This is a genomic window from Klebsiella aerogenes KCTC 2190 (assembly GCF_000215745.1).
GTDB classification, from domain to species: Bacteria; Pseudomonadota; Gammaproteobacteria; order Enterobacterales; family Enterobacteriaceae; genus Klebsiella; species Klebsiella aerogenes.
The window spans coordinates 107,178-121,861 of sequence record NC_015663.1; the positions used below are offsets into that span (position 1 = coordinate 107,178).

The following is a 14,684-nucleotide window of genomic DNA, read 5'->3' on the forward strand; positions in this document are numbered from 1 at the left end:
TATGAGAGATCGTAGGCGGTTCAGCGGAGGATTACCACAGGAAACAACGAATAAGAGCGCCAGAAGAATGATTTCTTCCGGCGCGGAGGGGATTAGTCGAGCTTGACGCCCAGACGGTGGGCCACTTCTTCGTAAGCTTCGATCAGGCCGCCGAGGCTCTGGCGGAAGCGATCTTTGTCCATTTTATCGAGGGTGTTTTTATCCCACAGACGGCTACCGTCCGGAGAGAATTCATCGCCAAGCACCACTTCGCCTTTGAACAGACCGAACTCCAGCTTGAAGTCGACCAGAATCAGACCAGCATCATCAAACAGCTTGCTGAGTACGTCGTTCGCTTTGTAGCTGAGCTCCTTCATGCGCGCCAGGTTTTCTTTATTCACCCAGCCGAACGTCTCACAGTAGGATTCGTTGACCATCGGGTCGTGCATGGCGTCGTTTTTCAGGAACAGGTCGAACAACGGCGGAGTCAGTTCGATACCTTCTTCAATACCCAGGCGTTTCACCAGTGAACCCGCCGCGCGGTTACGAATCACGCATTCAACCGGCACCATATCCAGCTTTTTCACCAGGCATTCAGTATCAGAAAGCAGCGCTTCCATTTGGGTCGGGATACCGGCTTCTTCCAGCTTGCTCATAATGAAATGGTTGAATTTGTTATTCACCATACCTTTACGATCGAACTGTTCGATGCGGGCGCCATCCCCTGCTGACGTATCGTTACGGAATTCAAGTACCAGCAGATCCGGGTTTTCGGTGCTGTATACCGTTTTCGCTTTGCCACGATACAACTCAGCTTGCTTTTTCATCTTTCACCACTCCAGTGATATTAAGCCAAAAAATTACCTTTCCGCCCGTAGGCAAAATCAGGCAAATTACCTGACTTTGCGGCTACGCACACGTTTGCGTCACTATACATTAAAAAGGGCCGGATTGCTCCAGCCCTTTTTATTACTTGTTAAATGCGGCCTGGAATACGGCTACCAGGGCGTCATTTTGCGACTGCGTCAGGGTGTGGCCTTTCGGGTCGATAAACTGCAGACTACTGCGGTTATCGAGATCGCCGACCTGCAGTTTATAGTCGCCAGAGGCCAGCTGCGGGTCACTGGCGCCCAGATCCTGCCAGCTGCTGTCAGACAGCGGCTTGTAAGTTACCGCCATGCTGCCCTGAGAGCGAGTGCTGTCGGTTACCTTCATGCCCACTTTTTCAAGCGCGGCCGGCAGTTTCTGCCACACCATGTTGAACGGCGCGCGCACCACCAGCATAGGCAAGCCGGTGTCATCCGCCGCGCTCTGCACGTCGAAGGTCGCGCCAGCGCTTCGCTGCGCCGCGTTCTGCGCATTAGTGGCGTTGGAATCAAGACCGGAAGAGATAACGTTCAGCATTGAGGTGCTGTAGCGCTGCAGAGAAGCCGGGTCAGACACGGGCTTGCCCGCCTGCTCCAGGTTCACCAGCTTCACCACCACCGCCTGCTGATAGCCCTGCGGCTTAACGGAGATTTGATAACGGCCACGGTACTGCTGGTCTTCATCAAGGCGGTTCCACTCTACCCAATCGGTATTCAGCGTCTGGCCTGCATCGTCACGCTTGGTGATGGTGTAGTTTTTCGCCTGTACGATGCTAACCACCTGCGCCCATAAAGAACCGCTGCGGCTGTTTTCCACCATCAGGGTGGAGGTATCGCCGTTAAACTGGGTACGCGCGCCGCTGACCAGGGCTAAAGGCTGAGCCGGCGGACGAATATCCAGCGCCTTGCCTACCGCACCGGTGCTGGCGGCAACCGGAATGTTGTAGTCGCCAGTCTGCAGCGGCAGGATCATCCCCGCCGGGGCGTGAAGTTCACTGAGCGGCGTGGCATCTAAATAAGCCTCGTCGCCGCTAACCTGACGCTTATAGCGCGAGTCAGAACTACAGGCCGCGAGGAGTAAAACCAGCGAAACACCCGCAACCTTCGCCAGGCGCGACTTCTGTACTGAGTAAGCCATCAAATCTCCCTAAACTCTACAGCAAACCGGCATGCTTCAGCGCTGCGGTAACCGCTTTCGTACCCGCTTCGGTAATCGGCGTCATTGGCAGGCGCAGCGTGTCGGTCGCTACAAGTCCCAACGCCTTACAAGCCCATTTGACTGGGATCGGGTTGGGTTCGACAAATAATTTTGTATGCAGCGGCATCAGACGCTGGTTAATCGCGCGAGCTTCCGCGAATTGCCCCGCCATCGCCAGTCGGCACATGTCGGCCATTTCACGGGCGGCGACGTTCGCCGTGACGGAAATGACGCCGACGCCGCCGAGCTGGATAAAGTCCATGCCGGTTGCGTCATCGCCGCTCAGCAGAATAAAGTCATCTGAAACCAGCTCTTTGATCTGGTGAACGCGACTTAAGTTCCCTGTTGCTTCCTTAATACCGACAATATTTTTAATTTCCGCCAGGCGGCCAACGGTTTCCGGCAGCATATCGCAACCGGTACGGGACGGCACATTATACAGAATTTGCGGCAGGTCAGTATGTTCAGCGATAGCTTTAAAGTGTTGGAACAGGCCTTCCTGGGTCGGACGGTTATAATAAGGAGTGACCGTCAGGCAGCCGACAACGCCGCTATCGTTGAAACGTTTGGTCAGGCTAATCGCCTCTGCGGTTGCATTTGCACCGGTACCTGCAATGACCGGGATGCGGCCATCGGCCAGCTCAAGGGTCATCATCACGACGTCGCCATGCTCTTCATGGCTCAACGTTGCGGATTCGCCGGTAGTCCCTACCGAAACAATCGCCGAGGTTCCGTTGGCGACATGGTAATCAATCAGTTTTTTCAGGCTTGACCGGCAGACATTACCGTTATCATCCATCGGCGTGACAAGCGCTACAATACTTCCCGTGAACATGGGCCATCCTCAGAGCAGAAGTGGGACAAGATTCTCAATGTTACGTTTGGTGCTGCAATAAAAGCAAGAGACCCAACGCCATCTGGGATGTTGTACGCCGGTTTTTTTTATGCTTTCCTAATGTTACCTCACCTTTTTAAAGGAAGAACAGGTTTGACAGCCTCATTACAACACTATCTGGTGATTACCGCTCTGGGCGCAGACCGCCCCGGCATCGTAAACACAATCACTCGCCACGTCAGCAGCTGCGGCTGCAATATTGAAGACAGCCGCTTGGCCATGCTCGGCGACGAGTTCACGTTTATAATGCTGCTTTCCGGCTCGTGGAACGCGATTAACCTGATCGAATCAACGCTGCCGTTAAAAGGAGCCGAGCTGGATTTGCTGATCGTAATGAAGCGCACCTCCGCCCGCCCACCGCAGGCGATGCCGAATACGGTTTGGATCCAGGTAGAGGTGCCGGACTCGCCGCATATCATTGAGCGCTTTACCGCGCTGTGCGACACGTGGAATATGAATATCGCCGAACTGGTCTCCCGTACGCAACCGGGAGAAGATAAAGACGCCGCTCAGCTATTTATTCAAATCACCGCACACAGTCCTGCCTCGCAAAACACGACAAATATCGAGCAAGCGTTCAAAGCACTATGTACAGAACTGAGCGCACAAGGCAGTATTAACATCGTTAATTATTCACAGCATGATGAACAGGATGGAGTTTAACCAATGACCCCACTGAAAGCCGGTGATATCGCACCGAAATTTAGCTTACCGGACCAGGACGGCGAGGAAGTAAATTTAACCGACTTCCAGGGACAGCGTGTTCTGGTTTATTTTTACCCGAAAGCCATGACCCCAGGCTGCACCGTACAAGCGTGCGGTTTACGCGATAATATGGACGACCTGAAAAAAGCGGGCGTCGAAGTACTGGGTATCAGCACTGATAAACCAGAAAAACTGTCTCGTTTTGCCGAAAAAGAGCTGCTGAACTTTACGCTGCTGTCTGATGAAGATCATCAGGTCTGCGAACAGTTCGGCGTCTGGGGCGAAAAATCATTTATGGGGAAAACCTACGACGGCATTCACCGTATTAGCTTCCTCATTGATGCTGACGGCAAGATTGAACATGTGTTTGATAACTTCAAAACCAGCAATCACCACGATGTCGTGCTGAACTGGCTGAAAGAAAACGCATAACGTCTAAATGAAAACGCCGGGGATAATAAATCGCCCGGCGTTTTTTTGCGTCAATCAGCGCGTCACTCGTCTTCAATAACCATTCCATCAGGCCAGGCGTGAACCACCGCCTTGATTAACGTCGCCAGCGGAATCGCGAAGAATACCCCCCAGAAACCCCACAGCCCGCCGAAAATCACTACCGACAGAATAATCACCAACGGATGTAAATTCACCGCCTCCGAGAAGAGAACCGGCACCAGCAGGTTGCCATCCAGCCCCTGAATTATCAGGTATACGGCAAACAGGCTCCAGAACTCAGTACCCGCGCCGAACTGGAACAACGCCACGCCGACCACAGGAATGGTGACCACAAAAGCGCCGATATACGGAATCAGCACCGAGAATCCCACCAGCACCGCCAGCAGCAGCGAGTAGTTGAGACCGAAGAGAATGAAGCCTATCCAGGTGGCGACGCCGACGACAATCATCTCCAGCACCTTGCCGCGGATATAGTTGGTAATCTGCTGGTTCATCTCTTTCCACACCTGCCCCGCCAGGCCGCGATTACGCGGTAATACGCGGCGTACGGCATTGAGCATCTGCTGTTTATCTTTCAGCAGGAAGAAAACCATCAGCGGAACCAGGACCAGATACACCGCCAGCGTCAGCAGGCCGACCAGCGAGGCGAGCGAATACTTCACTACCGAATCGCCAACGGTCAGCATGCGGCTGCGCATATTTTCGGCCATTGCATCAATGATGCCGGCATCCATCAATGCCGGATAGCGCCGCGGCAGCGTGGCGGCGAAATCGGAAAGCTTATTGAGCATACCAGGCATATCGCGGATGAGATAAATGCCCTGTTGCCAGGCCACCGGCATCACCACAAAGGCCATTAACAGCAAGATACCGACAAATAGCACCAGCACCAGCGAGGTGGCCCAGGTTCGCGACAAGCCGATACGCTCCAGACGAACGGTGGGCCACTCCAGCAGATAGGCCAATACGATGGCGACCAGCAGCGGCGCCAGCAGCCCGCTGAAAAAGAACATAATGCCGAAGCCGGCCAGCAGAATAACCAGCAGCGCTATCGCTTCCGGGTCGCTGAAACGACGACGATACCACTGCATTAACATCTCAAGCATAAACCCTTCCCTGAAGCGCAAATCGCCACAATCCTGGGAATTGTATCTAAGTGTCACAAAAAAGACTTCGCTTTTTATTGGCGATGACACAAACCTGCACAACTGTGCGAATATCATATTTTCAACGCCATCAACGACAGCTAAACTCGCAGAATCTGCGGCACGGGAACATTGGGCCGCACAACCGGTCAAACTGGCACACCCACATTACAGGACAGAGGTTATGTTCAGGCAGTTAAAGAAAACGCTGGTGGCCGCCGCCGTCGCGTCGTTGACGCTGGGGACGATATTACCTGCCGCCGCTGACTCGGCGGATACGCTGCCGGATATGGGCACCTCGGCAGGAAGCACCCTTTCCATCGGTCAGGAAATGCAGATGGGGGATTACTACGTACGCCAGCTACGCGGCAGCGCGCCGCTGATAAACGACCCGCTGCTGGTGCAATACATTAACGGGCTGGGCATGCGCCTGGTCGCTCACGCTAATTCCGTACGTACGCCGTTCCACTTTTATCTGATTAATAACGATCAGATTAACGCCTTCGCCTTCTTCGGCGGCAACGTGGTGCTGCACTCGGCGCTGTTCCGCTATGCGGATAACGAAAGCCAGCTTGCCTCGGTAATGGCGCACGAAATCTCCCACGTCACCCAGCGCCATCTGGCGCGCGCGATGGAAGACCAAAAACGTAGCGCGCCGCTAACCTGGGTTGGCGCGCTGGGCTCCATTCTGCTGGCGATGGCCAGCCCGCAGGCGGGGATGGCGGCATTAACCGGCACCCTGGCCGGCACCCAGCAGGGGATGATTAGCTTCACTCGTCAGAACGAAGAAGAAGCCGACCGCATCGGTATTCAGGTACTGCAGCGCTCCGGTTTCGATCCGCAGGCGATGCCGGCGTTTATGGGTAAATTACTCGACGAATCCCGCTATTCCAGCCGCCCGCCGGAAATGCTGCTCACTCACCCACTGCCGGAAAGCCGTCTGGCCGACGCCCGTAACCGCGCCAATCAGATGCGCCCGGTGGTAGTTCAGTCGTCGGCGGATTTCTATCTCGCCAAGGCCCGTACCCTCGGTATGTATAACTCCGGGGAAAATAAGCTCGGCAGCGATCTGCTTGACGCCTGGTCAAAAGGGAACATCCGCGAACAGCACGCCGCGCAGTATGGCCGCGCGCTACTGGCCATGGAGAGCAATAACTACGATCAGGCGCGCAAAGCGCTCCAGCCGCTGCTCGGCGCCGACCCACAAAATCCCTGGTATCTGGATCTCGCCACCGATATCGATCTTGGGCAGAAAAAGACCACTGACGCAATTAACCGCCTGAAAAACGCCAAAGAGATCCGCACCGATCCGGTCCTGCAGCTGAACCTGGCCAACGCCTATCTGCAGGGCGGGCAGCCGGCGGAAGCCGCGACCATTCTCAACCGCTACACCTTTAACAATAAAGATGACGGCAACGGTTGGGACCTGTTGGCTCAGGCGGAAGGCGCCCTGGGTCATCGCGACCAGGAGCTGGCGGCGCGGGCCGAAGGCATGGCGCTGGCCGGCAGGCTTGACCAGGCCATCTCGCTGCTGAGCAGCGCCAGTTCACAAGTAAAATTGGGCAGTTTGCAGCAGGCGCGCTACGACGCTCGCATCGACCAGCTGCGCCAGCTGCAGGAAAGATTCCGCCCCTATCAGAAAATGTAAGGAGACCACATGTCTGACGCGGTAAAAATTTACCACAACCCTCGCTGCTCGAAGAGCCGTGACACGCTCAGCCTGCTGAAAGCTAACGGCATCGACCCTGAAGTGGTGCTGTATCTGGAGACGCCGCCGGATGCCGCGACGCTGCGCCAGCTGTTGAAAATGCTGAATATGAGCAGCGCCCGTGAACTGATGCGCCAGAAAGAAGATCTGTATAAGTCGCTCAATCTCGCCGACCCACAGCTCAGCGAAGAGGCGTTGATTCAGGCCATGGTCGAGAACCCGAAGCTCATCGAACGGCCCATCGTGGTCAGCCACGGCCAGGCGCGTATCGGCCGCCCGCCGGAACAGGTACTGGAAATCGTCAGCTAATCCCTACGCGCCGCCGGTCTTGCCCGCGGCGCGATTTTTTTCGTGCCCGCTTCCAGAAAATACAGGCCAACTCCCCCTGCCCGCACAGTGGTGCTACTGTCTGTCCGTCACCTGAATCCACTGGACGGATTGCCAATGAAAAAAGCTATTTCCACGCCGCATGACGCAGTATTTAAAACCTACCTTTCCCATTCGGATACCGCGCGTGATTTTCTCCGGTTGTATCTTCCTGAAGCGCTAAAGGAGATCTGCGATCTGCGCACGCTACATTTAGAATCAGGTAATTTTATCGAAGAAGATCTCAGACCTTACTATTCCGATATTCTCTACTCGCTGCAAACCACTGCGGGCGACGGCTATATTTACGCGCTAATCGAACATCAAAGTAGCCCCGACCGACATATGGCCTTTCGCCTGATGCGCTACGCCGTCGCCGTCATGCAGCGCCACCTTGATGCCGGACACGAAAAACTTCCGCTGGTGATCCCGGTGCTTTTCTATCACGGCCTGGTGACGCCCTATCCGTTTTCAATGCGCTGGCTGGATGAGTTTGCCGCGCCGGAGCTGGCGACCACGCTCTACCACGGCGAATTTCCACTGGCGGATATCACCGTCATACCGGATGATGAAATCGCCACTCATCAACGTATGGCAACGCTGGAATTACTGCAAAAACATATTCGACAACGCGATCTGGCGCAGTTACTCGACAAGCTGAGCGAATTATTATTGACTGGATTAGCCACGCAAACACAGGTGCATGCGCTAATGCACTACCTGGTGCTCGCGGGAAATAGCCGCGAACCGATAAAGTTTATTCGTGAGTTGGCGCGCCGGACGCCGCAACATAAGGAGACGCTGATGACTATTGCAGAATATCTCGAGCAGCAAGGGCTGGAGCGCGGTTTGCTTCAGGGCCGGCAAGAAGGCCGGAAAGAAGAAGCACAGCGTATCGCCGCCGCGATGTTACGTAGCGGTCTCGCCCCCGCGCTGGTGGCGCAGCTAACCGGGCTGGCAGAGCAGGAACTGGCGTCGCTTTCGGCTTAAAGCTTCAGGATCTCTTTAACAAATGGGATCGTCAGTTTTCGTTGGGCGGTAATCGATGCGTGATCGAGCTGATCGAGCGTCATAAACAGCGAGCGCATTTCTCTATCCAGCCGCTTGAGCAGGAATCGACAGACATCTTCCGGCATCTCGAAACCGCGCAGTCTGGCGCGCAACTGCAGCGCCTGCAGCTTATCTTCATCCGACAGCGGCTGCAGCTTATAGATTTGCCCCCAGTCAAGGCGCGAGGCGAGATCCGGCAAGCCGAGATGCAGCTGCCGCGGCGGGCAATCGCCGGTGATCAGCAGGCGGGTTTTACCTGATTCGAGAATACGGTTATAGAGATTAAAGATAGCCATCTCCCAGGGCTCGTCCCCTGCCACGCACTCGATGTTATCGATGCACACCAGCGCCAGTTGCTCCATGCCGTCCAGCACTTCCGGCACGAACCACGTGCGCTTATCCAACGGCACGTAGCCGACGGCATCGCCACGCTGGGATAGCTCAGCGCAGGCGGCATGCAAAAGGTGGCTACGCCCCGCGCCTTCACGAGACCAGATATAGATGTATCCGCTGTGTTCCTGCCGCAACACGTTCTGCAGAGCGGCAAGTAGGGAAGGATTATCACCCGGCCAGAAACTCGCGAACGTTTCGTCGTCAGGAAGATACAGTGGCAAAGAGAGCTGTGCCGGAGCGTTCAGATGGACCTCAACATAGGCTTACAGAAAAACGCGAAGAGTTTAACACAGTTTTAGGTCCGGAGAGAACCGGGCAGGATCGCTGCCCGGTATCAGGATCGTTATTTCGCTTCTTCGCTATCCGCGGCGTCCAGCACCACTTCTTCCGGACGCAGAACGCTGATCAGTTTAAAGATCAGGCTCAGACAGATACCGACGATCGTCGCCAGCGCCATGCCTTTCAGCTCCGCCGCGCCAATATGCACCTTCGCGCCGCTCACGCCGATAATCAGAATAACTGAGGTCAGAATCAGGTTCTGCGCTTTGCTGTAATCGACTTTTGATTCGATCAGCACGCGGATACCGGATGCGCCGATCACCCCGTACAGCAGCAGAGAAACGCCGCCCATCACCGGTACCGGGATAATCTGAATCGCCGCCGCCAGCTTGCCGACGCAGGAGAGCAGAATCGCAATAATCGCCGCGCCGCCAATAACCCAGGTACTGTATACGCGGGTAATCGCCATCACGCCGATATTTTCACCATAGGTGGTGTTTGGCGTTGAGCCAAAGAAACCGGAGACAATCGTCGACAGCCCGTTGGCGAACATCGAGCGGTGCAGACCCGGATCGCGGATCAGATCGCGTTTAACGATATTGGCAGTCACCACCAGGTGCCCCACGTGCTCGGCGATCACCACCAGCGCGGCAGGCAAAATAGTGAAAATGGCAAACCACTCAAAGCGCGGGGTGTAGAAGGTCGGCAGTGCAAACCAGTGCGCTTCGGCGATAGGCGTCGTATCGACCACACCCATCACGAAGGAGAGCGCATAGCCTACCAGCACGCCGATAAGAATCGGGATAATCGCCAGGAAGCCGCGGAACAGTACGGAACCAAAAACCGTCACCGCCAGCGTCACCATCGAAATAATAATGGTTTTGCTGTCGGGCGATTGGCCGTCAGCCGGCAGCAGCCCGGCCATGTTCGCCGCCACACCCGCCAGTTCCAGACCGATAACCGCCACGATGGCGCCCATCGCCGCCGGCGGGAACATCACATCCAGCCAGCCGGTACCGGCTTTTTTGACAATAAAGGAGACGATGCAGAACAGGACGCCGCACATAATGAAACCGCCGAGCGCTACTTCATAACCCAGCGGCAACAGCAGCAGCACCGGGGAGATAAAGGCGAAGCTCGACCCCAGATAGGCCGGAATTTTGCCTTTACAGATAAGGAGGTACAACAGCGTACCGATGCCGTTAAACAGCAGTACGGTAGCCGGGTTAATGTGGAACAGGATAGGCACCAGAACCGTTGCGCCAAACATGGCGAACAGATGTTGCAAACTAAGCGGGATTGTCTGTAAAAGCGGCGGTCTTTCACTCACCCCGATTGCACGGCGCGTCATAATGTTATCCTCTGAGAGTCGTTTGTTATTTGTTGTGGGCGTGATTTATTCAAAAAAAAGCCGACTCTCAAAGTCGGCTTTTTATCACTTCATCATTTATTTGGTACCGAAAATCTTATCGCCGGCATCGCCGAGGCCTGGAATAATGTATCCGTGCTCATTGAGGCCCTGGTCGACGGACGCGGTGTACAGCTCGACGTCAGGATGCGCTTTCTCCAGCGCGGCAATGCCTTCCGGCGCCGCCACCAGCACCAGCACCTTAATGCTCGAGCAGCCCGCTTTTTTCAGCAGGTCGATAGTTGCGATCATCGAACCGCCAGTTGCCAGCATCGGGTCAACCACCAGCGCCATACGCTCGTCAATGTTAGAAACCAGCTTCTGGAAGTAAGGAACCGGCTCCAGCGTTTCTTCATCACGGTAGATACCAACCACGCTGATACGCGCGCTCGGCACGTGCTCCAGCACGCCTTCCATCATCCCCAGACCGGCACGCAGGATAGGCACTACGGTAATTTTCTTACCTTTGATCTGCTCAACTTCGACCGGACCGTTCCAGCCTTCGATAGTGACACGCTCGGTAGCGAGATCGGCGGTTGCTTCGTAGGTCAGTAAGCTACCAACCTCTGAGGCGAGTTCACGGAAGCGTTTAGTACTGATGTCATGCTCACGCATCAGGCCCAGCTTGTGTTTGACGAGTGGATGTTTCACTTCCACGATCTTCATTCTCTTTCTCCTCTGAGGGGCAGCCACAAAAAAAATCGCGGGATTATACCGCTTTTTGCGGATTGCGCCATACCCATCTTGCTTGACGTATATCAAACAAAGTGATTTATGGATTGTTACACATTATAAAACAAACAAAAAAAGCCGGAGGTTCCCCTTCGGCCTTTATCTTTGACAAGGCTATGCTAGTTGGCGATTACAGATTTTCGCCGTTACTGGCAATAACCTGCTGATACCAGGCAAAGGATTTTTTACGGCTGCGGGCCAACGTGCCGCGACCGTCGTTATCTTTATCGACAAAGATAAATCCATAGCGTTTTTTCATCTCGCCGGTACCGGCGGAGACCAGATCGATACAGCCCCACGGGGTATACCCCATCAGATCTACGCCATCCTCCACTACCGCTTTTTTCATTTCGGCAATATGGGCACTGAGATACTCGATACGATACTGGTCATCCACGCTGCCGTCAGCTTCACGCACGTCAATGGCGCCAAAGCCATTCTCAACGATAAACAGCGGCAACTGATAGTGATCCCAGAACCAGTTGAGCGAGTAGCGCAGACCAACCGGGTCAATCTGCCAGCCCCAATCCGATTTCTTGACGTACGGGTTGGAGACCAGGCTGGTACTTTCGTCGTAATCCAGGTGTGGATTATCGTCAGTCGCTTTGGTGGCGAAGGACATGTAGTAGCTAAAACCAATATAGTCGACGCAACCCTCTTTTAACGCCAGGCGATCGGCGTCGGTGATATCCAGCGTAAAACCGCGGCGCGCGAAGTAGTTGAGCAGATGCTGCGGATAGCGGCCACGCACGTGCACATCGGTAAACCAGTAACGACGATGCATAGCGTTCATCGCCATCATGATGTCGTCCGGCGCGCAGGTGAGCGGATAGATTGGACACATCGCGATCATACAGCCAATCTGCAGGTCCGAATTAATCTCACGTGCCGCCTTTACCGCCAGCGCGCTGGCCACCAGTTCATAATGGGCGGCCTGAAACATCACCGGCTCACGGTCTTCTCCGGGCTGATACTTCAGGCCGGAGTTGGTAAAGGGGGCGAAATCTTCATGGAAGTTGGCCTGGTTGTTGATCTCGTTAAAGGTCATCCAGTACTTCACTTTGTGCTGATAGCGGGTAAACACCACCTTCGCGAAGCGGACAAAGAAATCAATGAGTTTACGGTTGCGCCAGCCGCCGTATTCAGTCACCAGGTGGTAAGGCATTTCAAAATGGGAGAGCGTGATCACCGGTTCGATGCCATATTTCAGGCACTCGTCGAACAGATCGTCATAGAATTGCAGGCCCGCCTCATTGGGCTCCAGCTCATCGCCCCGCGGAAAAATGCGCGTCCAGGCAATTGAAGTACGGAAACACTTAAATCCCAGTTCGGCAAACAGCGCTACGTCTTCTTTATAACGATGATAAAAATCAATTGCCTCATGGTTGGGATAGTTATGACCAGGCAGTACGCCGTCGGTGATCGTTCGCGGCACCCCATGGGCGCCTGCGGTCATCACGTCAGCGACGCTAATCCCCTTCCCTCCTTCTTGCCAGCCGCCCTCAAGCTGATGCGCCGCTACCGCGCCGCCCCACAGAAAACCTTCTTTGAATCCGGACATATACTCTCCCTATAGACGATCGTTATGCGCTTTTCACCAAACAGAAACCGGTTTCATTGGCATAATGATCATTCATTAAAGGCGAGGCAAGCAGAAGACTGTACCCGGTTTCATTTTCGTGAACAGTATCAAATTTGCTCATCTGTTAGCCGTTTTAAATCGAGTGTAAAGCAGGCTCGCAAACGTTTGCTTTCCCTGTTAGAATTGCGCCGATTTTTCTTGCTACCGCAAACGCGTGGAGACTTCGCAGTGACCGATAAAACCTCTCTCAGCTATAAAGATGCCGGCGTGGATATTGATGCAGGCAACGCTCTCGTCGACCGTATTAAGGGCGTGGTGAAGAAAACCCGTCGCCCGGAAGTGATGGGCGGACTGGGCGGATTCGGCGCGCTGTGCGCTCTGCCGCAGAAGTACCGCGAACCGGTACTGGTCTCCGGTACCGACGGCGTCGGCACCAAGCTGCGTCTGGCGATGGACCTTAAACGTCACGACACTATCGGTATCGATCTGGTCGCTATGTGCGTCAATGACCTCGTAGTTCAGGGCGCCGAGCCGCTGTTTTTCCTCGACTACTACGCGACCGGTAAACTGGACGTGGATACTGCGGCAAGCGTGATCAGCGGCATCGCCGAAGGCTGCTTACAGTCCGGCTGCGCGCTGGTTGGCGGCGAAACGGCAGAGATGCCGGGTATGTACCATGGTGAAGATTACGACGTGGCCGGTTTCTGCGTCGGCGTGGTAGAAAAATCAGAAATCATCGACGGCAGCAAAGTGGCTGACGGCGACGTCCTGGTCGCGCTTGCCTCCAGCGGCCCGCACTCTAACGGCTACTCGCTGGTGCGTAAGATTATCGAAGTCAGCGGCGTTGATCCGCAGACCACCGACCTCAACGGCAAACCGCTGGCCGACCACCTGCTGGCGCCGACCCGCATCTATGTCAAATCGATTCTGAATCTGATTGCCAACGTCGACGTCCACGCCATCGCCCACCTGACCGGCGGCGGCTTCTGGGAAAATATTCCGCGCGTACTGCCGGACAACACCCAGGCGGTAATCGACGAGTCCTCCTGGCAGTGGCCGGAAGTCTTCAACTGGCTGCAAACCGCCGGTAATGTCAGCAGCCACGAAATGTACCGCACCTTTAACTGCGGCGTCGGCATGCTGGTCGCGCTGCCGGCAGCCGAGGCGGATAAAGCCATCACCCTGCTGAACGAGCAGGGTGAAAACGCCTGGAAAATCGGTTACATCAAGGCATCCGATGCCGAACAACGCGTGGTCATTGAATGAAAAACATTGTGGTGCTGATTTCCGGTAACGGCAGTAATTTACAGGCGATTATTGATGCCTGCGCCCGGAAGCAAATCAACGGCACCCTGCGTGCGGTATTCAGCAATAAGGCCGAAGCATTCGGCCTTGAGCGCGCCCGTGAGGCCGGTATTCCGGCCTTTGCGCTCTCGCCGAAAGCGTTTGATAGCCGCGAAGCCTTCGACCGCGAGCTGATGCAGCAAATCGATGTCTTCCAACCCGATCTGGTGGTGCTGGCGGGCTACATGCGTATCCTTAGCCCAGCGTTTGTTGGCCACTATCAGGGGCGCTTGCTGAATATCCATCCTTCTCTGCTGCCGAAATATCCAGGGCTGCATACTCATCGCCAGGCGCTGGAAAATGGTGATGAGGAACATGGCACCTCGGTGCATTTCGTCACCGACGAACTCGATGGCGGGCCGGTGATCTTACAGGCTCGGGTGCCGGTATTTCCGGAAGACAGCGAAGATGACGTTACCGCCCGCGTTCAGGCGCAGGAGCACGATATCTATCCGCTGGTGGTGAGCTGGTTTGTTGATGGCCGCCTGCGTATGGAAGCTAACTCTGCGTGGCTGGATAATCGCAAGCTGCCGCCGCAGGGCTATGCCGCCGAAGAATAAGTTCGACCTGCCCCGGAGCAA

The 14,684-nt window shown here is 55.1% G+C and carries 15 protein-coding genes; 7 read left to right on the plus strand and 8 right to left on the minus strand.

Features of this window, described 5'->3' with window-relative positions; all coding sequences use genetic code 11:
* Positions 1 to 92: 92 nt before the first annotated feature.
* The 3 genes from purC to dapA all read right to left on the minus strand — a co-directional run bounded on the left by purC (position 93) and on the right by dapA (position 2,878).
* Positions 93 to 806, minus strand: coding sequence for a phosphoribosylaminoimidazolesuccinocarboxamide synthase (purC, locus tag EAE_RS00545; RefSeq protein ID WP_015703148.1), 714 nt, complete (start codon positions 804 to 806; stop codon positions 93 to 95).
* Between the two features lie 142 nt (positions 807 to 948).
* Positions 949 to 1,983 (minus strand): outer membrane protein assembly factor BamC, encoded by a 1,035-nt coding sequence (bamC, locus tag EAE_RS00550; RefSeq protein ID WP_015365465.1) that lies wholly within the window; start codon positions 1,981 to 1,983, stop codon positions 949 to 951.
* Between the two features lie 16 nt (positions 1,984 to 1,999).
* Positions 2,000 to 2,878: a 4-hydroxy-tetrahydrodipicolinate synthase gene (dapA, locus tag EAE_RS00555; protein ID WP_015365464.1), complete on the minus strand. Its 879-nt coding sequence runs from the start codon at positions 2,876 to 2,878 to the stop codon at positions 2,000 to 2,002.
* 153 nt (positions 2,879 to 3,031) lie between these two features.
* Here dapA and EAE_RS00560 point away from each other — a divergent pair, with 153 nt between their 5' ends.
* Together EAE_RS00560 and bcp are read left to right on the plus strand one after the other, a co-directional pair.
* Complete coding sequence (locus tag EAE_RS00560) at positions 3,032 to 3,601, plus strand: glycine cleavage system transcriptional repressor (protein ID WP_015365463.1); 570 nt, start codon at positions 3,032 to 3,034, stop codon at positions 3,599 to 3,601.
* A gap of 3 nt (positions 3,602 to 3,604) precedes the next feature.
* Positions 3,605 to 4,075 (plus strand): thioredoxin-dependent thiol peroxidase, encoded by a 471-nt coding sequence (bcp, locus tag EAE_RS00565; protein WP_015365462.1) that lies wholly within the window; start codon positions 3,605 to 3,607, stop codon positions 4,073 to 4,075.
* A 62-nt stretch (positions 4,076 to 4,137) separates the two neighbouring features.
* On the opposite strand, the gene EAE_RS00570 is transcribed toward bcp, so the two are convergent.
* A complete protein-coding gene (locus EAE_RS00570; RefSeq protein WP_015365461.1) occupies positions 4,138 to 5,202 on the minus strand; it encodes an AI-2E family transporter in 1,065 nt (354 codons plus the stop codon).
* A gap of 223 nt (positions 5,203 to 5,425) precedes the next feature.
* Here EAE_RS00570 and bepA point away from each other — a divergent pair, with 223 nt between their 5' ends.
* The 3 genes from bepA to EAE_RS00585 all read left to right on the plus strand — a co-directional run bounded on the left by bepA (position 5,426) and on the right by EAE_RS00585 (position 8,305).
* The gene (gene bepA / locus EAE_RS00575) at positions 5,426 to 6,889 is read left to right on the plus strand and encodes a beta-barrel assembly-enhancing protease (protein ID WP_015703149.1); all 1,464 of its coding nucleotides are present in this window, start codon (positions 5,426 to 5,428) and stop codon (positions 6,887 to 6,889) included.
* A 9-nt stretch (positions 6,890 to 6,898) separates the two neighbouring features.
* A complete protein-coding gene (gene arsC, locus EAE_RS00580) occupies positions 6,899 to 7,258 on the plus strand; it encodes an arsenate reductase (glutaredoxin) (protein WP_015365459.1) in 360 nt (119 codons plus the stop codon).
* A 135-nt stretch (positions 7,259 to 7,393) separates the two neighbouring features.
* Complete coding sequence (locus EAE_RS00585; RefSeq protein ID WP_015703150.1) at positions 7,394 to 8,305, plus strand: Rpn family recombination-promoting nuclease/putative transposase; 912 nt, start codon at positions 7,394 to 7,396, stop codon at positions 8,303 to 8,305.
* Here EAE_RS00585 and EAE_RS00590 read toward each other — a convergent pair.
* From EAE_RS00590 to EAE_RS00605, 4 genes are all read right to left on the minus strand, one after another.
* Positions 8,302 to 9,003, minus strand: a complete 702-nt coding sequence (locus tag EAE_RS00590) for a DnaA inactivator Hda (RefSeq protein ID WP_026612247.1) — start codon at positions 9,001 to 9,003, stop codon at positions 8,302 to 8,304. The genes EAE_RS00585 and EAE_RS00590 overlap by 4 nt on opposite strands.
* Before the next feature lie 98 nt (positions 9,004 to 9,101).
* Entirely contained in the window at positions 9,102 to 10,388 is a 1,287-nt protein-coding gene (gene uraA, locus EAE_RS00595) for a uracil permease (RefSeq protein ID WP_015703151.1), read from the minus strand.
* Positions 10,389 to 10,484: 96 nt separating this feature from the next.
* On the minus strand, positions 10,485 to 11,111 hold the full coding sequence (upp, locus tag EAE_RS00600) for a uracil phosphoribosyltransferase (RefSeq protein ID WP_015370402.1): 627 nt from the start codon (positions 11,109 to 11,111) through the stop codon (positions 10,485 to 10,487).
* A 196-nt stretch (positions 11,112 to 11,307) separates the two neighbouring features.
* Complete coding sequence (locus tag EAE_RS00605) at positions 11,308 to 12,738, minus strand: 6-phospho-beta-glucosidase (protein WP_015703152.1); 1,431 nt, start codon at positions 12,736 to 12,738, stop codon at positions 11,308 to 11,310.
* 249 nt (positions 12,739 to 12,987) lie between these two features.
* On the opposite strand from EAE_RS00605, the gene purM reads away from it, so the two are divergent.
* Both purM and purN read left to right on the plus strand, forming a co-directional pair.
* Complete coding sequence (purM, locus tag EAE_RS00610) at positions 12,988 to 14,025, plus strand: phosphoribosylformylglycinamidine cyclo-ligase (protein ID WP_015703153.1); 1,038 nt, start codon at positions 12,988 to 12,990, stop codon at positions 14,023 to 14,025.
* Positions 14,022 to 14,663: a phosphoribosylglycinamide formyltransferase gene (purN, locus tag EAE_RS00615; protein WP_015370398.1), complete on the plus strand. Its 642-nt coding sequence runs from the start codon at positions 14,022 to 14,024 to the stop codon at positions 14,661 to 14,663. The genes purM and purN overlap by 4 nt, the downstream gene beginning before the upstream one ends.
* The last annotated feature ends 21 nt before the right edge of the window (positions 14,664 to 14,684 follow it).